Source organism: Pseudomonas sp. HR96, assembly GCF_034059295.1.
GTDB lineage: Bacteria > Pseudomonadota > Gammaproteobacteria > Pseudomonadales > Pseudomonadaceae > Aquipseudomonas.
Genome location: NZ_CP139141.1, coordinates 1,897,547 through 1,918,301, shown reverse-complemented (window position 1 = coordinate 1,918,301; position 20,755 = coordinate 1,897,547). Strand labels below are relative to the sequence as shown.

The 20,755-nt window shown below is 62.5% G+C and carries 18 protein-coding genes, 3 tRNA genes and 1 pseudogene; 8 read left to right on the top strand and 14 right to left on the bottom strand.

Annotated elements, in window-relative coordinates; genetic code table 11:
- Positions 1-272 precede the first annotated feature (272 nt).
- Positions 273-2,468 (top strand): GAF domain-containing protein, encoded by a 2,196-nt coding sequence (locus tag SFA35_RS09000; RefSeq protein ID WP_320577418.1) that lies wholly within the window; start codon positions 273-275, stop codon positions 2,466-2,468.
- A 90-nt stretch (positions 2,469-2,558) separates the two neighbouring features.
- On the opposite strand, the gene SFA35_RS26680 is transcribed toward SFA35_RS09000, so the two are convergent.
- Together SFA35_RS26680 and SFA35_RS08990 are read right to left on the bottom strand one after the other, a co-directional pair.
- A complete protein-coding gene (locus tag SFA35_RS26680) occupies positions 2,559-2,855 on the bottom strand; it encodes a hypothetical protein (protein ID WP_414058533.1) in 297 nt (98 codons plus the stop codon).
- A gap of 23 nt (positions 2,856-2,878) precedes the next feature.
- Positions 2,879-3,214: pseudogene (locus SFA35_RS08990) on the bottom strand (structural protein P5); the annotation flags it as partial.
- Between the two features lie 167 nt (positions 3,215-3,381).
- Between SFA35_RS08990 and SFA35_RS08985 the strand changes: the two are divergent.
- Positions 3,382-5,286, top strand: coding sequence for an acyltransferase family protein (locus SFA35_RS08985; RefSeq protein WP_320577416.1), 1,905 nt, complete (start codon positions 3,382-3,384; stop codon positions 5,284-5,286).
- 23 nt (positions 5,287-5,309) lie between these two features.
- On the opposite strand, the gene SFA35_RS08980 is transcribed toward SFA35_RS08985, so the two are convergent.
- Positions 5,310-5,570: a hypothetical protein gene (locus SFA35_RS08980; RefSeq protein ID WP_320579244.1), complete on the bottom strand. Its 261-nt coding sequence runs from the start codon at positions 5,568-5,570 to the stop codon at positions 5,310-5,312.
- 59 nt (positions 5,571-5,629) lie between these two features.
- Here SFA35_RS08980 and SFA35_RS08970 point away from each other — a divergent pair, with 59 nt between their 5' ends.
- Positions 5,630-5,881 carry a tyrosine-type recombinase/integrase gene (locus SFA35_RS08970; RefSeq protein ID WP_320577414.1) on the top strand — a complete coding sequence of 84 codons (252 nt, stop codon included), beginning with the start codon at positions 5,630-5,632 and terminating at the stop codon, positions 5,879-5,881.
- A gap of 88 nt (positions 5,882-5,969) precedes the next feature.
- On the opposite strand, the gene SFA35_RS08965 is transcribed toward SFA35_RS08970, so the two are convergent.
- From SFA35_RS08965 to SFA35_RS08955, 3 genes are all read right to left on the bottom strand, one after another.
- Positions 5,970-6,054, bottom strand: a tRNA-Leu gene (locus SFA35_RS08965).
- Positions 6,055-6,110: 56 nt separating this feature from the next.
- A tRNA-His gene (locus SFA35_RS08960) sits at positions 6,111-6,186 on the bottom strand.
- A 51-nt stretch (positions 6,187-6,237) separates the two neighbouring features.
- Positions 6,238-6,314 (bottom strand) — tRNA-Arg (locus SFA35_RS08955).
- 292 nt (positions 6,315-6,606) lie between these two features.
- Between SFA35_RS08955 and folD the strand changes: the two genes are divergently transcribed.
- Positions 6,607-7,461: a bifunctional methylenetetrahydrofolate dehydrogenase/methenyltetrahydrofolate cyclohydrolase FolD gene (folD, locus tag SFA35_RS08950; RefSeq protein WP_320577411.1), complete on the top strand. Its 855-nt coding sequence runs from the start codon at positions 6,607-6,609 to the stop codon at positions 7,459-7,461.
- 89 nt (positions 7,462-7,550) lie between these two features.
- Here the strand turns inward: folD and cysS are convergent, their stop codons facing one another.
- Both cysS and SFA35_RS08940 read right to left on the bottom strand, forming a co-directional pair.
- Positions 7,551-8,930: a cysteine--tRNA ligase gene (gene cysS / locus SFA35_RS08945; RefSeq protein WP_320578928.1), complete on the bottom strand. Its 1,380-nt coding sequence runs from the start codon at positions 8,928-8,930 to the stop codon at positions 7,551-7,553.
- A gap of 36 nt (positions 8,931-8,966) precedes the next feature.
- Positions 8,967-10,679 carry a glutamine--tRNA ligase/YqeY domain fusion protein gene (locus SFA35_RS08940; protein WP_320577409.1) on the bottom strand — a complete coding sequence of 571 codons (1,713 nt, stop codon included), beginning with the start codon at positions 10,677-10,679 and terminating at the stop codon, positions 8,967-8,969.
- A 211-nt stretch (positions 10,680-10,890) separates the two neighbouring features.
- Between SFA35_RS08940 and SFA35_RS08935 the strand changes: the two genes are divergently transcribed.
- Both SFA35_RS08935 and lpxH read left to right on the top strand, forming a co-directional pair.
- The gene (locus SFA35_RS08935; protein WP_320577407.1) at positions 10,891-11,391 is read left to right on the top strand and encodes a peptidylprolyl isomerase; all 501 of its coding nucleotides are present in this window, start codon (positions 10,891-10,893) and stop codon (positions 11,389-11,391) included.
- The gene (gene lpxH / locus SFA35_RS08930) at positions 11,388-12,107 is read left to right on the top strand and encodes a UDP-2,3-diacylglucosamine diphosphatase (protein ID WP_320577405.1); all 720 of its coding nucleotides are present in this window, start codon (positions 11,388-11,390) and stop codon (positions 12,105-12,107) included. The genes SFA35_RS08935 and lpxH overlap by 4 nt, the downstream gene beginning before the upstream one ends.
- A gap of 166 nt (positions 12,108-12,273) precedes the next feature.
- Here the strand turns inward: lpxH and SFA35_RS08925 are convergent, their stop codons facing one another.
- The 4 genes from SFA35_RS08925 to SFA35_RS08910 form a co-directional block, all read right to left on the bottom strand.
- Positions 12,274-13,803: a DHA2 family efflux MFS transporter permease subunit gene (locus tag SFA35_RS08925; RefSeq protein ID WP_320577402.1), complete on the bottom strand. Its 1,530-nt coding sequence runs from the start codon at positions 13,801-13,803 to the stop codon at positions 12,274-12,276.
- A 71-nt stretch (positions 13,804-13,874) separates the two neighbouring features.
- Positions 13,875-15,161 carry an efflux RND transporter periplasmic adaptor subunit gene (locus tag SFA35_RS08920; protein WP_320577400.1) on the bottom strand — a complete coding sequence of 429 codons (1,287 nt, stop codon included), beginning with the start codon at positions 15,159-15,161 and terminating at the stop codon, positions 13,875-13,877.
- Positions 15,162-15,181: 20 nt separating this feature from the next.
- Positions 15,182-16,663, bottom strand: a complete 1,482-nt coding sequence (locus tag SFA35_RS08915; RefSeq protein WP_320577397.1) for an efflux transporter outer membrane subunit — start codon at positions 16,661-16,663, stop codon at positions 15,182-15,184.
- Positions 16,660-17,133, bottom strand: a complete 474-nt coding sequence (locus SFA35_RS08910; protein WP_320577395.1) for a MarR family winged helix-turn-helix transcriptional regulator — start codon at positions 17,131-17,133, stop codon at positions 16,660-16,662. Before SFA35_RS08910 ends, SFA35_RS08915 begins: the two co-directional genes overlap by 4 nt.
- Before the next feature lie 199 nt (positions 17,134-17,332).
- Here SFA35_RS08910 and SFA35_RS08905 point away from each other — a divergent pair, with 199 nt between their 5' ends.
- Positions 17,333-18,373, top strand: a complete 1,041-nt coding sequence (locus SFA35_RS08905) for a DMT family transporter (protein ID WP_320577393.1) — start codon at positions 17,333-17,335, stop codon at positions 18,371-18,373.
- Between the two features lie 24 nt (positions 18,374-18,397).
- Here the strand turns inward: SFA35_RS08905 and SFA35_RS08900 are convergent, their stop codons facing one another.
- Positions 18,398-18,997: a tRNA-(ms[2]io[6]A)-hydroxylase gene (locus SFA35_RS08900; RefSeq protein WP_320577391.1), complete on the bottom strand. Its 600-nt coding sequence runs from the start codon at positions 18,995-18,997 to the stop codon at positions 18,398-18,400.
- A gap of 139 nt (positions 18,998-19,136) precedes the next feature.
- On the opposite strand from SFA35_RS08900, the gene SFA35_RS08895 reads away from it, so the two are divergent.
- Positions 19,137-19,997, top strand: coding sequence for a universal stress protein (locus SFA35_RS08895; protein ID WP_320577389.1), 861 nt, complete (start codon positions 19,137-19,139; stop codon positions 19,995-19,997).
- 36 nt (positions 19,998-20,033) lie between these two features.
- On the opposite strand, the gene SFA35_RS08890 is transcribed toward SFA35_RS08895, so the two are convergent.
- Positions 20,034-20,498, bottom strand: coding sequence for a DUF1289 domain-containing protein (locus SFA35_RS08890; RefSeq protein WP_320577386.1), 465 nt, complete (start codon positions 20,496-20,498; stop codon positions 20,034-20,036).
- Positions 20,499-20,755: the final 257 nt, after the last annotated feature.

Below are 20,755 nucleotides of genomic sequence, written 5' to 3'. Positions count from 1 at the left end.
AGACGTTAGCCGGCCATTTCCGACCCCAGATCAAGGGCAAGCATTCTAGTGGGTCGAACACCAGAAGTCACCCTATGGAAAACCCTCATGAAAAAGGCCGCAAACAAAGGCTCCGCGCAGCCCTCTGGGCGGCGCTTGATCGATAAACTTTTGAGCCTGCGCGCCAATCACTGATATGGTGAGAGGCGTCGTATATTGCATCACCGCCCGGGCACTGCGCGCCGAACCGCAGACCTTGACGCCACGTATTCGAATTCAGCTGCAGGACCGTCATGGCAGTATCTCCTCATTCAGTACCGGAAGCGTTCGTCGTGCCGACCGTGACCCTCGCCAATTGCGAAGACGAGCCGATCCACCAGCCCGGCGGCATCCAGCCTCACGGCGCACTGGTGGCTCTGGATCCCAGCGGACGAGTGCTGACCCGCAGCGCAAATTTCGCTGAACACCTGGGTTTCGATGCCCAGCCGGGCAGCCGCCTGAGCGCCCAGGACATCGGCGACGGTGTGATGCACATGCTCAATGAAGGCCTGGCTGCGGACAGCACCTGGGTCGACAGTGCACAGCTGCACAAGGGCGGTACTCTGTTCGACGTGGTCGCCCACCGGCACCAGGCGCTGCTCTATCTTGAGTTCGAACCGCGGCAGAGCTCCAACGCCTCGTTCAGCCAGGTGGCGCTCTATGCTCAACGCATCATCAGCCAGATGCAGCGGCGCCACGACATCGATAGCCTGCTGGCGCGAGTCACCGAGGAAATTCGCCACCTGACCGGCTACGACCGTGTCATGGCCTACCGCTTTCGCCCGGACCTGTCCGGCGAGGTGATCGCCGAAGCACGCCGCCCGGACCTGGAAACCTACATGGGCCAGCGCTATCCGGCGTCGGATATCCCAGCCCAGGCCCGCCTTCTATATATACTCAATCCGACTCGCCTTATCGCCGACGTTTCCTACGAAGCGTCGCGACTGTTGCCGGCGCTCAACCCGCTGGACGGGCAGCCCTTCGATCTGAGCTTCAGCGTGCTGCGCAGCGTCTCGCCCATCCACTGCGAATACCTGACCAACATGGGCGTGAAGGCTTCGATGAGCGTTTCCATCGTGGTCGAGGGCAAGCTGTGGGGGCTGTTTTCGTGCCATCACATGTCACCGAAGACCATCGCGCACCCGCTCAGAATTTCATTTCAGGTTATTTCGCAGCTGTGCAGCGCACTGGTCGAGCGCCTGGAACACAACCAATCGACCCTGACCCTGCACAACGCCAGCCTGGCCCAGCAAAGCATCAGCCGCGCCGCCCGCGACAGCGAAGACCTGCTGGCAGCGCTGACCGCAGGCGCCGTGAACATCACCACGCTGCTGCCGTGCGACGGCGCGGCAGTGGCCCTGGCCGGGCGCATCCAGAGCCTGGACGGCGAATTCGACGACCTCGCCCGTAGCATCATGGAGCGCCTGGAGGTCGACCCTGACCTGGAGCTCTACCATACCGAACAGTGGGCACATACCGATGCCAGCAGCCCGGACACACAATACTGCGGCGTACTCGCCGTGCGCTTTCACCGCCAGGAAGGCGGTTGGGTGTTCTGGTTCCGTCGCGAAGAGATCAGCCATGTGCGCTGGGCTGGCAAACCGGACAAGATCCTCAAGGTAGGCCCGTCGGGCCCGCGCCTGACCCCGCGCGGCTCGTTCGAAGCCTGGGAAGAAGTGGTCAAGGGCCGCTCCCCGGCCTGGGGCCGTACAGACCTGACGATCGCCGAGAAACTGCGCGGCGAGCTGGTCGAACTGAGCCTGACCCGCGCCGGTGAAGTCGATGGCATGCGCCAACGCCTGATCGCCATGCTCGGCCATGACCTGCGCAACCCGCTGCAGTCGATCTCCATGGCCGCCTCCATGCTGTCCTCAAGCGAGACGCGCGACACCGAGCTGCGCCGTCGCATCAGCCACTCCAGCGGGCGCATGGAGCGCCTGATCAGCCAGGTGCTGGAGATGAGCCGGCTGCAGTCAGGCCTGAGCATCCTCGTGCAACGGATCGAGAGCGACCTGTCAGGCCTGGTGCAAAGCATTGTCGACGAGACCTGCCTGGCCTTCCCCGGCCTGGTCATCGAGGCCGACATCGCGCCAGGGGTCAACGCCCTGATCGACCCCGACCGCTACGCCCAGGTCATCACCAACCTGCTCGGCAATGCCCTGCACCACGGCACCCCGGGCACCTCGGTACGCTTGAAGCTGCGCGCCGAGCCGCAGGCCAGCCGCCTGGCAATCAGCAACCAGACCGCCCCCCTTGCTCCCGAGCAAGTCGCCAACCTGTTCCTGCCCTTCAAGGCCCAGCCCGTCAGCAACCCGCGCAACCGCGGCAGCCTGGGCATCGGCCTGTACATCTCGCAGGCGATCGCCGCCGCCCATCAGGGCCGTATCGAAGTGCAGCAGGCAGACGGGCTGATCACCTTCAGTCTGGTTATCCCGAGCTCGGGCGGGTAAACCGCCTTACAGCTTTGGGGGCGCACCCGCGGCCTCGGCGGGAGAGGCTGTTGAGCCGGTTTGAGCTTGGGCCACCTCAACCCCCATGACTCAACCACTTCGCTCACGGCGAAGAACGGCACACGCAAACGCCTGGAGCTTGCCGGCCTCATGGGTGATCGCCGAAATCAGCATAGATATCTGCAGCACTCGGGGCTTGCGCACGGCGGTATCACTCAGCTCAACCAAACCCTTCACAGAATCGAGCAACTCCAGTTCACACCACCCTGCCCCACCAAGTAGATCGAATACGTGAGCATTGCTCTGAGCTATCCCAAGGTGCTCGCGCCAAATAAGGTGTCGGGCAACACTGAGCGCTGCCTGGCGGGCGCGCTGAACGTGGAAGATAGCCGCATCCTGACGAGTGACAGGATGTCGATTACGACATTCGGCAGCACCCCCACGCTGGGCGCCACAGCGTTGATGTAAGCCTCAGTGTCGTTCTCGTCGGCGGGAGCCCAGCGGCTGATGGTTTCCCGCACGGTGTCGATGCCGGAAGCGCCCACGCCAGGCATTCCCCGTTTGCTGCGGTAATTGAGCAGCAGCCTCGCCAGTGCGCGGATTCCGTTCTCCGCTGTGTCGAATCGAACGAACCGCGGCCTTGCTAGCCCTCCTCCAGCCCGAGCTGGCCACGCCAGCGGTTGCGCGGGTGAAATTCGATGTTTCCGGGGGTTGTGGTTGCGAATACCGCGGCTACCGCTGGACATAGCATTGCTCCAGGCAAAAAAAACCGGCACAGAGGCCGGGATCTTTTGAATGTGTCAAGGGAGGCGAATCCTCCCCCCTACTTTTGGGAAATTTCCTACAGATAAGCTCGGCAAGGGATTCCTATAATCCTCTCGGATAATTCTCATCAGGAGATGATACAAAAATCATGAAATCGGATTTCAGGCTGGACATCAACGCTTTGAGGGCGTTCGCGGTTGTCTCGGTGATGCTGTACCACTTCAGAATCCCTGGCTTCAATGGAGGCTTCATAGGGGTTGATGTGTTCTTCGTCATATCAGGTTTTTTGATGACGAAAATCATCGCCAACGGCCTTGAAGCTGGCAATTTCTCACTCCTCGGATTCTATGCTTCACGCGCAAGACGCCTCTTGCCGGCCCTGATTGGGCTTTGCACCGGCCTCCTCCTGCTGGGCTTCTGTCTTTTGCCCGGTGACGACCTGCGCGAACTCATCAGAACGCTGAAAGGTACTCTGGTGTTTCTCTCAAACTTCTCTTTCGCCGAGGCCGGCGGTTACTTCGATACACCGCTCCAGGGAAACTGGCTATTGCACACCTGGTCATTATCAGTTGAGTGGCAATTCTATCTGCTCTACCCCATCCTGATGACCATGCTGTACCAAAGGTTTCAGGCCAAGGGCCTGCTGGTAGTGCTGACAATAGCCGCGGCGATTTCTTTCGCAGCATCGGTTCAGATCAGCAACAGCAATCCGGTGTTCGCTTTCTATATGCTGCCCACAAGAGCCTGGGAGATGCTGGCAGGCGGCTTGGTATTTCTCCTACCACTGCGCCTAAGTCGTCCGGCCATGCGGACATCTGCAACCATTGGCTTGCTGGCCCTCTCCGGCGGCGTTGTGACTTTCAGTGAGCAAGACCTGTGGCCGGGCTACCTGGCTCTGGTTCCTGTCTTGGGCACAGTATTGCTGCTGTACGGTCAGGCCTCTTCGAGGCTGTTCGAAAACAGGTTAATACTGTTCACCGGTACTATTTCGTATTCCGTCTACCTTTGGCATTGGCCCGTGGTGGTACTTCTCTACATGTGCGGCCTGCTGAACAGCCCTGCGCACCTGGCCGGGGGAATCGTGCTGTCGCTTGTGCTGGGCTCGCTGTCATTCCTGACCGTCGAAACCAGAACGAAACGCGGTCAGTCCCCTGCCCAGTCCTTGGCGAAACACGCTGCAGCAGTGGCATCCGTGATTGGCGTGGCGGCTATCACTGCGTCGCTGGTCAAGCACCATCCGGGACTCAGGTTTGCCTATGTCGAGGGGCCGCAGCCGGAATACGCAAGCACCATGTACTCACAAGAGTGCTTTCCCAACACCTATGGCGCCTCCGACTGCAAGTTGGGCACTGGCGAAATAAAGGCCATTCTGTTTGGCGACAGCCATGCACAGTCCACCGCTGCCGCAGTACAAATGGAGAACCCGCAGGCTTCGCTTTCGTGGGCTCGCGGTGGGTGCCCGCCCTTGATGGAGTTCCACACCCACGATCAGGAGCGAGAGCAACAGTGCCGCGACTTCATGGCCGACAAGATGAACGTTCTCGGAACATCCTATACAGATATTCCAGTGGTCATGTTTCACCGTGCAGGCTTGTATACGGATCAAAGCCGGAGCAACTCTTATCGCGTGTCCTTTTCCGGTGACTCGCTGGTTACGCCGCTATCGTTCGAAAAGACCTACATCGCTGAATATACCCGAACAGTTTGCACCATTGCTCAAACCCACCCGGTCTATCTGGTCAAGCCCATCCCGGAGATGCCATTCGCCATTCCTAAAGGCATGAACCTACAGCAGCGGATATTTCAAAAACCTTCGGACATAATTGCCCCTCTGCAAGCCTACGAAGAGCGTAACCGGGTTGCGCTAGCGGCGATTGACGCTGCCGCTAATCAATGCGCTGCGGTGATCGTAGATCCCACCCCTTACTTGTGCTCAGCAGGTGAATGCTTTGGCTCCAAAAACGGCGTTTCGCTGTACTTCGACGATAACCACCTGCTGGACTTCGGCAACGAGCATTTGAGGGGGCTTTTTTCCTCGATATTTGGCGCTTGAGTTGAACGAGTCAGCGCTCGTTATCAGTATTTGATGACATACAGCAGGGCGACATTCCTGGGGCGTGCTCCAGCCCCGCCCGATTCTGCGACTGAGATGCTGTGGGTATGATCGTCCGCATCGGACACAGCAATGCCATGCACGTGATCACCCACTGCACCGACAGTCACTGAATGATGGTGATCGCCCGAAGAATTGGTAGTGATGGAATGCGCATGGGCGCCGGCAACATGTGTCGCGCAATTCGCGCCGATGAGCCTCGGCGAGTGGTTAAGATCAGGCATCGCAAGAGCTCCCGCGAGAGCAAGCACGCCACTATGGTGATGCCGCACCCTGGGTGTTCATGCGCGGAAACGGCGAACGGGTGGTGAGTGTGCGCAATGGATTTGAGCGGGCTTGCAAAACGTCGGGGATCAAGGACTTCAAGATTCATGATCTGCGACACACCTGTGCGGCGCATCTGATCAGTGCCGGCGTTGCGCTGGCGGAAGTCAGGGACTTGCTAGGGCACTCAACGGTCATGATGACCGAGCGTTACGCCCTTCTGGCACCGGCAAGAGTGCGCGATGCAGTACGAGTTGGACGGGCTGCGTGAACCGGGTTGTTCACGTTCAGTTCACGCAGCTAATCCAGTGCATCAAGGAGGACCCGCTTTAAAGCTTGTAACCCCTTGATTTACCTATTGGTGCGGACGGAGAGACTCGAACTCTCACACCTTGCGGCGCTGGAACCTAAATCCAGTGTGTCTACCAATTCCACCACATCCGCATAACCCGTTTAAAGCAAAGGCGCCGGATCGTTAAATCAGGCGCCTTTTCGGAATATGGGGTGGACGATGGGGATCGAACCCACGACAACAGGAGTCACAATCCTGTGCTCTACCAACTGAGCTACGCCCACCATATTGCGTTTGTTGCGTGTTGCAGTACTTGTGGTGCCAAAGCTGCCTAATGGCGCACCCGGCAGGACTCGAACCTGCGACCATCCGCTTAGAAGGCGGATGCTCTATCCAGCTGAGCTACGGGCGCTTATTTGCTGCATTCGCCTTGCGGCGTTTGAACAAACAGCTTCGGTCGATCACATTGAGCAAGTCAACCTTCGACGCTACTCTGCTTGACCTTCCTGACCAGTGCTAGGTCCTGCCCGACAAGTGCGACGAATCTTATAGACGAGCTCGAAGGTCGTCAACACCTTTTTGAAAAAAATTCATTTAATTAAAGGGCTTAGCAGAATTGGCGGACGGGGCGCCTTTGCCCATGGGCCGTTGCATGCGAGAATGCGCGTCCTTTTTCACTCCCTTTCGATGGTTAATCACGCGTCATGACTGCACAACTAATCGACGGCAAGGCGATCGCCGCCAGCCTGCGCCAGCAGATCGCCCAACGCGTCACCGAGCGTCGCCAGCAGGGTCTGCGCACGCCGGGCCTCGCGGTGATCCTGGTCGGCAGCGATCCGGCCTCTCAGGTTTACGTTTCGCACAAGCGCAAGGACTGCGAGGAAGTCGGCTTCATCTCCGAAGCCTACGACCTGGCGGCGAGCACCACCCAGCAAGAGCTGACCGACCTGATCGACCGTTTGAATGACGCTGCGGAAATCGATGGCATCCTGCTGCAATTGCCGCTGCCCGAGCACCTCGACGCCTCCTCGCTGCTGGAGCGTATCCGCCCGGACAAGGACGTCGATGGCTTCCACCCCTATAACGTCGGCCGCCTGGCGCAGCGTATCCCCCTGCTGCGCCCCTGCACCCCCAAGGGCATCATGACCCTGCTGGAAAGCACCGGGCAGGACCTGTACGGCATGGACGCAGTGGTGGTGGGCGCTTCGAATATCGTCGGCCGGCCGATGGCCATGGAGCTGCTGCTGGCGGGCTGCACGGTCACCGTGACCCACCGGTTCACCAAGGATCTGGCCGGGCATGTCGGCCGTGCCGATCTGGTGGTGGTCGCCGCTGGCAAGCCTGGGCTGGTGAAGGGCGAGTGGATCAAGGAAGGCGCGATTGTCATCGACGTCGGCATCAACCGTCAGGATGACGGCAAGCTGGTCGGTGATGTCGTCTACGAGACCGCCCTGCCCCGCGCCGGCTGGATCACGCCGGTGCCAGGCGGAGTGGGGCCGATGACGCGGGCCTGCCTGCTGGAAAATACCCTGTATGCGGCCGAGACGCTGCACGCTTGATTGCTGAAGGGGCCTGCGCTGGCGAGGCCCGCCTCATCACCGTAGGACCGAGCTTGCCCGGGAACCGGCGATGAGGCCTCCCAGGCCGATCAGTCAGCCAGACGCCAGGTCGTCCCGCCCTTGCCGTCTTCCAGCACCACACCCAGCGCGGTCAGCTGATCGCGGATGCGGTCGGACTCGGCCCAGTCCTTGCCGGCCCGCGCCGCCAGGCGCGCCTGGATCAAGGCCTCGACCTGCGCGGCATCGACCTTGCCTTCGGCACCGGCACGCAGGAAGTCCTCGGCTTCCAGCTGCAACACCCCCAGCAAACCCGCCAGTTCGCGCAAACGACCGGCCAAGCCGGCCGCTGCCTGGGCGTCGGTGTCGCGCAGTCGGTTGATTTCACGCACCAGGTCGAACAGCACAGCGCAGGCTTCCGGGGTGCCGAAGTCGTCGTTCATCGCCGCTGCGAAGCGCTCCACGAACGTCTCGCCACCGCTGGCGGCCACCTGCGGCAAGCCCTTGAGCGCATGGTAGAAACGCTCCAACGCGCTCTTGGACTCCTTGAGGCTGTCTTCGGAGTAGTTGATGGCGCTGCGATAATGGCTGGACACCAGCAGGTAGCGCACCACCTCCGGGTGATAGCTGGCCAGCACGTCGCGAATGGTGAAAAAGTTGTTCAACGACTTGGACATCTTCTCGCCATTGATGCGGATCATGCCGCAGTGCATCCAGGCGTTGGCGTAGGTCTGGCCGGTGGCCGCCTCGCTCTGCGCGATCTCGTTTTCGTGGTGCGGGAATTCGAGGTCGCTGCCACCACCGTGGATGTCGAAGGTGTCGCCCAGGCAGCAGGTCGACATGGCTGAGCACTCGATGTGCCAGCCAGGGCGCCCCGGGCCCCACGGCGACTCCCAGCTCGGCTCGCCGGGCTTGACGCCCTTCCACAGGACAAAATCCAGCGGGTCGTGCTTGGCTTCGTCGACATCGATGCGCGCGCCGATGCGCAGGTCTTCGATGCGGTTGCGCGAGAGCTTGCCGTAGCCGGCGAACTTGCCGACCCGGTAGTACACATCGCCATTGCCCGGCGCGTAGGCATAATCCTTGTCGATCAAGGTCTGGATCATCGCGTGCATCTGCGCGATATGCGCCGTGGCCCGGGGCTCGAGGTCCGGCTTGAGAATGTTCAGCCGCGCCTCGTCCTCGTGCATCGCGGCGATCATGCGCTCGGTCAGCGCCTCGAACGATTCGCCATTTTCCCGCGCGCGGTTGATGATCTTGTCGTCGATGTCGGTGATGTTGCGCACATAGGTCAGCTCGTAGCCGCTATGCCGCAGCCAGCGGGTGACCAGGTCGAAGGCGACCATGCTGCGCCCGTGGCCCAGGTGGCAGAAGTCGTACACGGTCATGCCGCAGACGTACATGCGCACCTTGTTGCCATCCAGAGGCTTGAACGCTTCCTTGCTCTTGGTCAGCGTGTTGTAAATGTTCAGCGCTAGCGGTTTGGGAGTATTCAGCACGACGAATCCTTAGCTCTGGCCCCACGAATCACGCAGGGTCACGGTACGGTTGAATACCGGACGACCGGGTTGCGAGTCTTTCAGGTCAGCGCAGAAATAACCTTCGCGCTCGAACTGGAAGCGGTCCTCCGGCTGGGCGTTGGCCAGCGAAGGTTCGGCACGACAACCGGTGAGCACTTGCAGCGACTCGGGGTTGATATTGTCGAGGAAGGTCGCACCCTCTTCGGCTTTTTCAGGATTGGCGGAGCGGAACAGGCGATCGTACAGGCGCACTTCGCATTCGATGCTGGCCTGTGCCGGCACCCAGTGGATCACGCCCTTGACCTTGCGGCCTTCGGGATTCTTGCCCAGGGTGTCCGGGTCGTAGGAGCAACGCAGCTCGACGACGTTGCCGTCGGCATCCTTGATGGCCTCGTCTGCGCGGATCACGTAGCTGCCACGCAGGCGCACTTCACCTGCGGGCTCCAGGCGCTTGTAGCCCTTGGGCGGCGCTTCCATGAAATCGTCGCGGTCGATGTAGATTTCCCGGGCGAACGGCAAGGCGCGCACGCCCATGTCTTCTTTGGGATGGCGCGGCAGTTCGAGGTGCTCGACCTGGCCTTCCGAGTAATTGGTGATGACCACCTTCAGCGGCCGCAGCACGCACATGGCACGCGGCGCGTTATGGTCGAGGTCGTCGCGGATGCAGAATTCCAGCATCGACATGTCGACCACGCCGTCGGAGCGGTTGGTGCCGATCATCTCGCAGAAATTGCGGATCGATGCCGGGGTATAGCCGCGGCGGCGGAAACCGGAGAGCGTCGACATGCGCGGGTCGTCCCAGCCACTGACGTGCTTCTCATCGACCAGTTGCTTGAGCTTGCGCTTGCTGGTGATGGTGTAGTTCAGGTTCAGACGGCTGAATTCGTACTGGCGTGGGTGTGCCGGCACCGACAGGTGCTCGAGGAACCAGTCGTACAGTGGCCGGTGGCCTTCGAACTCGAGGGTGCAGATGGAGTGGGTGATGCCCTCGATGGCGTCGGACTGACCGTGGGTGAAATCGTAGTTGGGGTAGATGCACCACTGGTCACCGGTCTGGTGGTGGTGGGCATGACGGATGCGGTAGAGGATCGGGTCGCGCAGGTTCATGTTTGGCGAGGCCATGTCGATCTTCGCCCGCAGCACGCGCTCGCCGTCCTTGAATTGGCCGGCCTTCATGCGCGCGAACAGGTCGAGGTTCTCCTCCACCGAGCGGTCACGGAACGGGCTGTTCTTGCCCGGTTCGGTGAGGTTGCCGCGGTATTCGCGAGCCTGCTCGGGGGTCAGGTCGTCGACGTAGGCGTCGCCACGCTTGATCAGCTCCACCGCCCAGTCATGCAACTGCTGGAAATACTGCGAGGCATAGCGCACGTCGCCCGCCCAGTCGAAGCCCAGCCACTTGACGTCGCTCTGGATCGCGTCGATGTATTCCTGGTCTTCCTTGGCCGGATTGGTATCGTCGAAGCGCAGGTGGCAGACGCCGCCGAACTCCTTGGCCAGGCCGAAGTTGACGCAGATCGACTTGGCGTGACCGATGTGCAGGTAGCCATTGGGCTCCGGCGGGAAGCGGGTGACGATGCTGCTGTGCTTGCCCGAATCCAGGTCGGCCTGAAGAATCGGGCGCAGGAAATTGGTCGGTACGACTGGGCCGTTGCCTTTGGCATTGGCGGCATTCGGAGCGGTATCGGCAGTGGGCTTGCTCATAGGATCCTTGGCATACGGTTTTCGGCCGGGGTAGGCCGACTAAATCAAAGCGCTTATCATAGCCCAAGCGGTCCAGCGGCTGACAGGCCAGGCTCCAGAAACTACCGGGGAAATCCCCGGGGGTGTGAAAAAAACCGCCGCAACGTGTGTAACGCCCGCTGTAAACTGGCTGCGAGCCTTAACCGATTCTCAGAGAAGAGCGATTTTTCCCATGTCCAAAGTCAAACTGACCACCAACCACGGTGTCATCGTCCTGCAGCTGAACAAGGACAAAGCCCCGGAAACCGTGGCGAACTTCGTGCAATACGTGGAAGAAGGTCACTACACCAACACCGTGTTCCACCGCGTGATCAGCAACTTCATGATCCAGGGCGGTGGCTTCGAGCCAGGCATGGCGCAGAAGAAAACCCGCGCCACCATCAAGAACGAAGCCAATAACGGCCTGCCGAACAAGAAGTACAGCGTCGCCATGGCCCGTACCATGGAGCCGCACTCGGCCTCCGCGCAGTTCTTCATCAACGTCGCCGACAACACCTTCCTCAACCACAGCGCACCGACCGCGCAGGGCTGGGGTTACGCGGTGTTCGGTGAAGTGGTCGAAGGCCAGGATATCGTCGACAAGATCAAGGAAGTGAAAACCACTTCGAAAAGCGGCCACCAGGACGTTCCAGCAGACGACGTGATCATCGAGAAAGCCGAGATCGTTGAGTGATTCTGCTGATCTCCGATCTGCATCTGCAGGAAGAACGCCCGGATATCACCCGGGCGTTCGTGGATTTCCTCGCCGGGCGCGCGCGCTCGGCCGAGGCGCTGTATATCCTGGGGGACTTCTTCGAAGCCTGGATCGGCGACGATGCCATGACCCCCTACCAACTTTCGATCTGCGCGGCGCTGCGTCAGCTGAGCGACAGCGGTACGCGGATCTATCTGATGCACGGCAACCGCGACTTCCTCCTTGGCCAGGCGTTCTGCAAGGCCGCCGGGGCGACGCTGTTGCCCGACCCCAGCGTGGTGCACTTCAACGACCAGCCGGTGCTGCTGATGCACGGCGACAGCCTGTGTACCCGCGATGAAGCTTATATGAAGATGCGGCGGATCCTGCGCAACCCGGTCACGCTGTTCATTCTGCGCCACCTGCCGCTTGCCATGCGTCACAAGCTCGCACGCAAGCTGCGCAGCGAGAGCCGCGCGCAGACCCGCATGAAGGCCAACGACATCGTCGACGTGACGCCCGAGCAGGTGCCGCTGATCATGCAGGCCCATAATGTGCAGACCCTGGTCCATGGCCATACCCATCGGCCTGCGGTGCATCGTTTGCAGGTTGGCGAGCACGCCGCGCGGCGTATCGTGCTGGGCGATTGGGACCGTGAGGGTTGGGCCTTGCAGGTCGACGAGCAGGGCTATGCCCTGGCGCCATTTGCCTTTTGACCCCCAGATCAAACCTGCCTGACGGCCTCTCGGGGGCTTTGCCCCCTCCCACGCTGACTTCGAGCGAACCCAGGCGAGTAGGAGCCGGCGAAGCTGGCGAGGGGGGCGCTGCATTTCGCCCAGGCAGGCCAAAGATCAAACCGGCCTGGCGGCCTTTCGGAGGCTTTCAGTGCCCCGCCGCCTCGGGCCCCGCTTTCGCGGCGAACGGCGGCTTGGCGAAGCAGACAATCACGATCAACCCGGCGAAGATCCAAGTCATCATGATGAAGTAGTCCACGGTCGAGAGCATGAATGCCTGGCCGTTGACCATCTGCTCGAGCTTGGCATAGGTGCTGGGGTTGGCCCCGCCCAGCTGGTCGATGGCATGGCGGGTGGCCGGCGCATAGACGTTGACGTTCTCGCTCATGTACGCATGGTGCTGGATGGCCCGGCGGTCCCAGATCCAGGTGGTCAGCGAGGCGGCGAAGCTGCCACCCAGGGTCCGCAGGAAGGTGGCCAGGCCCGAGCCGTCGGGGATCTGCTGGGGCGGCAGATCGGACAGCAGGATGGTCAGGGTCGGCATGAAGAACAGCGCCACCCCGGCGCCCATGAACAGCTGCACCATGGCGATGTGAAAGAAGTCGACATCGGTGGTGAACCCCGAACGCATGTAGCAGCTGGCACCGATGAAGGTGAATGCCAGCCCGGCGAGGATGCGCAGGTCGAACTTGGTCGCATAGCGGCCCACGAACGGCGACATCAGCACCGGCAGCACGCCCAGCGGCGCGGTCGCCAGCCCGGCCCAGGTGGCCGTGTAGCCCAGCTGGGTCTGCAGCCACTGCGGCAATATCAGGTTGATGCCGAAGAATCCGGCGTAGCCCCCCACCAGCACGATGGTGCCGAAACAGAAGTTGCGATAGGCGAACAGGCGCAGGTTGACTACCGGGTGCTTGTCGGTCAGCTCCCAGATGATGAACACCGCCAGGGCGATCGCTGATATCGCCGTACCGATGATGATGAAGTTGGACTCGAACCAGTCCAGGTCGTTGCCCTTGTCGAGCACCACCTGCAGCGCCCCGACGCCGATGATCAGGGTGATCAGGCCGACATAGTCCATGGGCTGGCGGCTGGTCTGCACCGGCCGCTCCTTGAGCTGCTGGCGTACCACCAGGGTAGCGAAGATGCCGATCGGCACGTTGATGAAGAAGATCCACGGCCAGCTGTAGCTGTCGGTGATCCAGCCGCCGAGGATCGGCCCGGCAATCGGCGCCACCACCGTGACCATGGCCAGCAACGCCAGGGCCATCCCCCGTTTCGCCGGAGGATAAACGGCAATCAGCAGAGTCTGCGCCATAGGGTACAGGGGGCCGGCGACCATGCCCTGGAGCACGCGAAAGCCGATCAATTCCGGCATCGAGGTGGAGATGCCGCACATAAACGAGGCGATCACAAACAGCAAGGTCGCCCACATGAACAGCTTCACCTCGCCAAAGCGCCGGCTCAACCAGCCGGTCAGCGGCAAGGCGATGGCGTTGCTCACCGCGAATGAGGTGATGACCCAGGTGCCCTGGTCGGAGCTGACGCCCATGTTGCCGGAAATGGTCGGCAACGCCACGTTGGCGATGGTGGTGTCGAGCACCTGCATGAAGGTCGCCAGGGACAGGCCGATGGTCGCCAACACCAGGCTGGGCGGCGTGAATTGCGCTTTGGAGCTCATCGCGAATCCTGCAATCTAGGGGATGCCGGCCCGGCCCGTCGACAGCAAGGACGGGCCGGGAAACCAGCGAATCAACGCTGGGCGGACTTGCCCATGGTGGCGCTGTTGTCATGGATCAGACGGGCGATCATTGCGTCCGCCTCGCCCAGCTGCTGGTCATACACGTTGGTGGTGTAGGACGCCTGCTGTGGCGGTTTCTGCGCCAGCACCGGGCCGCTCTGGTCGTGCAGGTCGACGTCGACCACGGTCGACAGGCCGATGCGCAGCGGATGTTGCTCCAGATCCTGAGGGTTGATGTGAATGCGCACCGGCACCCGCTGGACGATCTTGATCCAGTTGCCGGTGGCGTTCTGCGCCGGCAGCAAGGCGAAGGCACTGCCAGTACCGGCGCCGACGCTGTCGACCGTGCCGCTGTACTTGACGTCGCTGCCGTACTGGTCGGCGGTGATTTCCACGGCTTGACCGATGCGCATATGGCCCAGTTGGGTTTCCTTGAAGTTGGCGTCGATCCACAGCTGGTTCAGCGGGATCACCGCCATGGTCGCGGTGCCCGGTTGGATACGCTGACCCAGTTGCACGGTGCGCTTGGCCACATAGCCGGTGACCGGCGCGATCAACGTGCTGCGGGCATTGGCCAGGTAAGCCTGACGCAATTGCGCGGCAGCGGCCATGACGTCCGGATGGTTGGACACCTGGGTGTCGTCCACCAGCGCCTGTGAGCTGCTCAATTGCTGCTTGGCATTGCTCAGCGCGCTCTGCGCCGAGGACAGGTCGTCACGGGCATGGGACAGCTCTTCCTGGGAGATCGCCCCGCCTGCCGCCAGGTTGCGCCGACGGTTGAAGTTGTCCTGGGCTTTCTGCACGTCGGACTGGCGCGCGGCGACCTGGGCCTTCATGCCATCGACATTGCTGTACAGGCCACGCACCTGGCGCACGGTCTTGGCCAGGTTGGCCTCGGCGCTCTGCAGGGCGATGCGGTTGTCACTGGGGTCGAAGGTCAACAGCACCTGGCCGGCGTGCACCAGGTCGCCGTCATCGGCACCGATGCTGGTGACGGTACCGGTGACCAACGGGGTGATTTCCACTACGTTGCCGTTCACGTAGGCGTCGTCGGTGCTTTCGTTGTAGCGCCCATACAGGTCGTACCACAGCCAGACGCCGACGCCGACCAGGATAATCAGGATTACCAGGCCGATCAGCCAGAACTTGCGCTTGCGGTTGTTGGCCGGTTGCGCCTTGGGGTCCTGCTGCTTGCCTTGCTCTTGCTGCTTGCCGGGTTCCTGCGGCGCGTGCTGCTCTTTGGCGTCCGGGCTGCCGACGTTCGGCGAATCGTTATGGGGGGTAGAGGCGCTAGCCATGGCAGATACCTTGAGTCAATTCAGTCGTTGGTGCGAGCAGCGGTGGCTGCAGGGGCGGCGGAGGCAAGGTTGGCATCCTGGAAACCGCCGCCCAGGGCTTGCATCAATTTGATCGAGAGATCGATCTGCTCGGCGTTCAAGCTGGCCAGCTGCCGTTGCGCCTGCAGTAATTGCTGTTCGATGGTCAGCACGTCCACGTAGTTGCCGATGCCCGAGCTGTAACGTTGGGTGCCGGTCTCGAAGGAATGCTGAGCCACTGCGGCCGCCCGTTGCTGGGCCGTGATCTGCCCGCCAATGGCGCGCAGTTGCGAGATGGTGTCGCTGACGTCGCCCAGCGCCTGCACCAGGCTCTTGTTGTACTGCGCCACGGCCAGGTCGTAGTCGGCATCGCGGGCGTCGAGGTCGGCGCGCAGGCGGCCGCCGTCGAAGATCGGCAGCGAGACGGTCGGGCCGATGTTGAAGAACTTGCTCGGTGCACCGAACAGCGCGTCCCCCACCATCGACTGGGTGCCGGCCTGGGCGCTCAAGTTGAGGTTGGGGTAGAAGCGCGTCTTGCTGGCGTCGATGCCCTTGCTCGCGGCCTCGACTCGCCAGCGCGCCGCCACCAGGTCCGGGCGGCGCCCAAGCAGTTCGGCCGGCAGCACGCTGGGCAGGGCCACGGCGGCAGGTTGCAGTACCCGCGGGCGAGCGATCTCGCCGGCCCGGTCGGGCCCCTTGCCGAGCAATACCGCCAAGGCGATGCGGGCGCTTTGTACGCGCTTGCGCGCATCGAGGGCCGACTCCTGCGAGGTGGCTACCAGGCTCTCGGTCTGCTGGTACTGGTAGTCGCTGTCGACCCCGGCGGCCAGGCGGCGCTTGCCCAGGTCGAGCATCTGCCCGGTGCGCTTGAGGTCGTCCTGGGCCAGGTCGTCGACAATATAGGCCTGGCCCAGGTCGCTGTAGGCGCGGGCGACGTCGGCGGCCAGGGTCAAGGCGGCCGCCTGGCGGTCGACTTCGGCGGCGCGGGCCTGGCCCAGCGCGGCTTCCCAGTTGGCGCGCTGGCCGCCCCACAGGTCGAAGTTGTAGTTGAAGGTGGCCTCCAGGGTGCGCACGGTGCCGTACAGGTCGCCCTGCCCGGTCGGGTCCTGTTCGCGGGCCAGCCGCGAGCGGGTTACACCACCTTCGGCGTTGACCGTAGGCATGCGATCAGCGTCGGCCGCATAGGCCTGGGCGCTGGCTTGGTGGGCGCGCGCCTGGGCCATGGCCATGTCAGGGCTGTCACGCAGCGCCTCGCGGATCAGGCCGTCGAGTTGCGGGTCGCCCAGGCCGGTCCACCAGTCGGCACGCGGCCAGGCCGCCGGCGACAGGTTGATGCCGCTCAGCGACTGGCCGGCCTGCAGGGTCTTGGCGTCCAGGCTCGGGCCGCCGGGGTGCAGCCCATGGGTGTTGGCACAGCCGGCCAGGATCAGGGCCGTCAGAATCGGCGTCAGCAGGGGCAGGCTGAAAGGTAGGTTACGGCTCATTTATCACCTATGCGCATGACGGTCACGCTATCGCCAGCCGTCAGCAGGATCTTTTTTAGAATCTGTTCGAGGCTGGCCAATTCGGCAGGTTCCAGCACTCCGACCATTTCGTTCATGGCTTCGGCACCGATCTGCGGCAGGCGTCCGGCCAGACGTTGGCCTTCACCGGTCAATACCAGGCGAATCTGCCGGCGGTCATCGTCGCAACGCTCGCGCACTATGAAGCCCTTCTGCTCCAGGCGGTCGAGCATGCGCGTCATGGCGCCGCTGTCCAGCGCCAGGTAACGGCAGAGTTCAGCCGGGGTATCCACGTCGGTCATCTGCATGATGATCAGCACCTTGAACTGCGCGGCCGTGATGTCCTCGTCGACCAGGTGCTTTTCCAGCAGTCGATCCTTGAGCGCGTGGGCGCGCCCGATCAACAGACCGAGGTTGCTCTCGGGGAAGTTTTCGCAAGTGAAATGTTTCATGAAGGCAAAAGCCTGCTTAGGCAGTTAACTGCAAACAATGTTACTGCCTAGGCAGCTGATGTCAACAAAATAGTTAGCCTGCTTCGGTTCACCCGCCAGACGACGCGGCAAAGTACGCTGCAGGGCTTTCTCCCACGCCCGCACTGGCGTACAAGCTAGCGGGAGTCGCAGGTCAGGCAGTCATCAGCAGGAGCCAGGAATGAATCTGAGCATCATCTACGCACTGGGCGCGGCAGCATTGTTCGGCGCCAGTACGCCGCTGGCCAAGCGGCTGGGCCTGGACATCGCTCCAGCGCTACTCGCAGGCCTGCTCTACCTGGGCAGCGGCCTGGGCCTGACGCTCGCCCGCCTGATTCGCGACCGGGGCTGGAAACGCGTCGGCCTGCCGTCTGCAGAATGGCCCTGGCTGCTCGGCGCCGTCGCCTTCGGCGGCGTGCTGGGGCCGCTGGCGCTGATGTATGGCTTGAGCCGAACCAGCGGCGCCACCGCATCCCTGCTGCTCAACCTGGAGGCGGTACTGACGGCGTTGCTGGCTTGGGTGGTGTTCAAGGAAAACGCCGACCGGCGGATCGTCTGGGGCATGCTCGCGATCATCGCCGGCGGCCTGGTGCTGGCCTGGCCGGGGCAAGCCGTGCAGGTCGACAGTTGGCCAGGGCTTGGCGCCGTCGCCCTGGCCTGCCTGTGCTGGGCTATCGACAACAACCTGACCCGCAAGGTGTCGGCGTCGGACGCCCTGTTCGTCGCCGGATTCAAGGGCCTGGTCGCCGGCCTGGTCAATTGTTCGCTGGCGCTGCTGCTGGGTGCCCGGCTCGACGACCCTGGGCTGCTGGCGCCAACCCTGGCGCTGGGCTTTCTGGGCTACGGCGTCAGCCTGGTATTTTTCGTACTGGCGCTACGCGGCCTGGGCTCGGCGCGCACCGGGGCGTACTTTTCCACCGCGCCGTTTCTGGGGGCAGCGATCGCCGTCTTCGCGCTGGGTGAATCCGTCTCCCTGTCGTTCTGGATCGCCGCGCTGCTGATGGCCGTCGGCGTCTGGCTGCACCTCACCGAAACTCATCTGCACGAGCACCGACACGCACCGCTGACTCACGGGCATCGTCACGTCCACGATGAACACCATCAGCACGAGCATGACTTCGAATGGAGCGGTAGTGGGGCCCATAGCCATGTCCACGAACATGCGCAGATGACCCATAGCCATCCGCACTTCCCGGACATCCACCACAGACACCGCCACTAGCTCATGAGCGCCTGGTGGCGAGGGTCAGGCTGGCACGCCGCTGTGAAAGCGAAATTCCACGTCCGGGCTTTCGATCAGTTCGGCTTCGGCAGCCCGCACCTTTTCGATGGTGTTGTCGATGTCGGCCGCGTCGCCGTACTGATAGGCCAGCTTCAGGTAGCCCTGGAAATGCCGTGATTCGCTTTTCAGCAGGCCGAAATAGAACTTGCCCAGTTCCTCGTCCAGGTGTGGTACCACCGCCTCGAAACGCTCGCAGCTGCGGGCTTCGATGAAGGCCCCGACCACCAGGGTATCCACCAGCTTGACCGGTTCGTGGCTGCGCACCAGCTTGCGCAGGCCGGAGGCATAGCGGCTGGCCGACAGCTGGCGCCACTCGACCTTGCGCTTCTTCATCAGGCGCGTCACCTGTTCGTGATGCACCAGTTCCTCGCGGGCCAGGCGCGACATCATCATCACCAGGTCACTGTGGCCGCCGTATTTGGCCATCATGCTCATGGCCGTGCTGGCGGCTTTGAATTCGCAATTCTTGTGGTCGATCAGCATGGTCGGCTGGTCGGCCAGCGCCGCCTCGACCCAGGCGGCCGGCGTGCGGCAACCCAGAAAGGCATGAATTTCAGGCAGCATGAGCCAGTCCCCGGAGCAAAAGCGACGGATTATACGCAAGGCCGCGCAGCCGGGATATGCGAGGCAGAGCAACGGCGCGATGGACGCCGGGGAAGCTGCGGCTATCCTGCATAGATGATGAGCATCCGGAGACCGCACCATGCAAGGCATCCGCAGCATCCTGGTGGTTCTGGAGTCCGCCGGGCAACACGACCTGGCCCTGGTCCGCGGGCAACTGATCGCCCGGGTCACGGGCGCCCACCTGCATCTGCTGATCTGCGACCGCAGCCAGGACCACTCAACCCTGCTCACCGAGCTCAAGCTGGGGTTGGTAGAACAAGGTTACAGCGCCTCGGCCGAACAGGCCTGGAGTGGCAGCCTGCATGAGACCATCATCGGCGTACAGCAGGCCGAGGGCTGCGCCCTGGTGATCAAGCGTCATCGCGCCGAGCAGTCGCTGAAAAAGGCCCTGCTGACGCCGGTCGACTGGAAGCTGCTGCGCGAATGCCCGAGCGCCGTGCTGATGGTCAAGACCGAGCGGCCCTGGCATGCCGCGAACATTCTCGCGGCGGTAGATGTCGGCAATCCCGACGACGGTCACCAGCATCTGCACGATGGCATCATCGACCACGGCCAGGACCTGGCCCAGCTGGCCAAGGGCGCGCTGCATGTGGTCTGTGCGCACCCGGCGCCCATGCTCTCGGCCCCCGACCCGCTGGCGCCGCGCGCCGACAGCGTCGAGGCGCGCTACCGCGAGGCGTGTCGCGCGTTCCAACAGCGCTTTGCCATCGACGACCTGCACCTGCACATCGAGGAGGGGCCGGCCGATGTGCTGATCCCCTATATGGCGCACAAGCTCGAAGCGGCGGTGACAGTGATCGGCACCGTGGCCCGCAGCGGGCTGTCAGGGGCGCTGATCGGCAACACTGCCGAGGCGGTACTCGATGCGCTGGAAAGCGATGTGCTGGTGCTCAAGACCGAGGAGATCATCGACCATCTGGTGGAATTGGCGAGGCGCTGAGGGGGATGACCCTCCTGTTGCCGAGCAGGCTCGACCCTAAAGGGCGTCGCGCAGGAAACCTGGAGCGATGTAGCGCTCGTAGTGGGCCTCGGACAGCAGGAAGAATTCCCGATCGATGGCGTCGCGCAGTTGCGGCAGCTCCCAGTCGCGAAACTCCGGCAGCAGCACGATGCCGTAGGCCTCCAGCTCCTTGATCACCCGCGCACCGCGGGCCAGCAACTGGTAGGCCCAGCAGTATTCGGACTGATGGGCGACGAAGCGGATCTTGCGCTGCTCCAGCTGTTCACGCAGGCGCCGGGGGTCAAAGACCTCGAGCTTGGCCTCCATCACCTGCACCAACAGGTGCTCCAGGCGGGTCCAGACCGCGCGTTTCTGCTCCTCGTCGTAACCGTTCCAGTGGATCACTTCATGGTGGAAACGCTTGCAGCCCCGGCACACGAGGTCACCGTAGACCGTGGAGCACAGGCCCACGCAGGGCGTCTTGATGGATTGGTTGGACATGGCTTGAAACAGGGCCCGGCGGCGAAACGAAGCCCATGTTAGCCCTTTGTCCAGCCACTTACACCCCAGAACATGTGGGGCCTAACTTACCTTTATCGATAAATTGCCGTAGAATCATCCGGCCTTATTAAGGCGCCAATGTCCGTTGGAAGCTGTTTTCAAAGCGTCACGAGCACAGTCATCCAGTAGAAGGGTGTTGGCGTCCGGGTGGTCAATCCGCCCGGTCGTCGGCCCTCATCAAGCTCCGCCCTTCTACA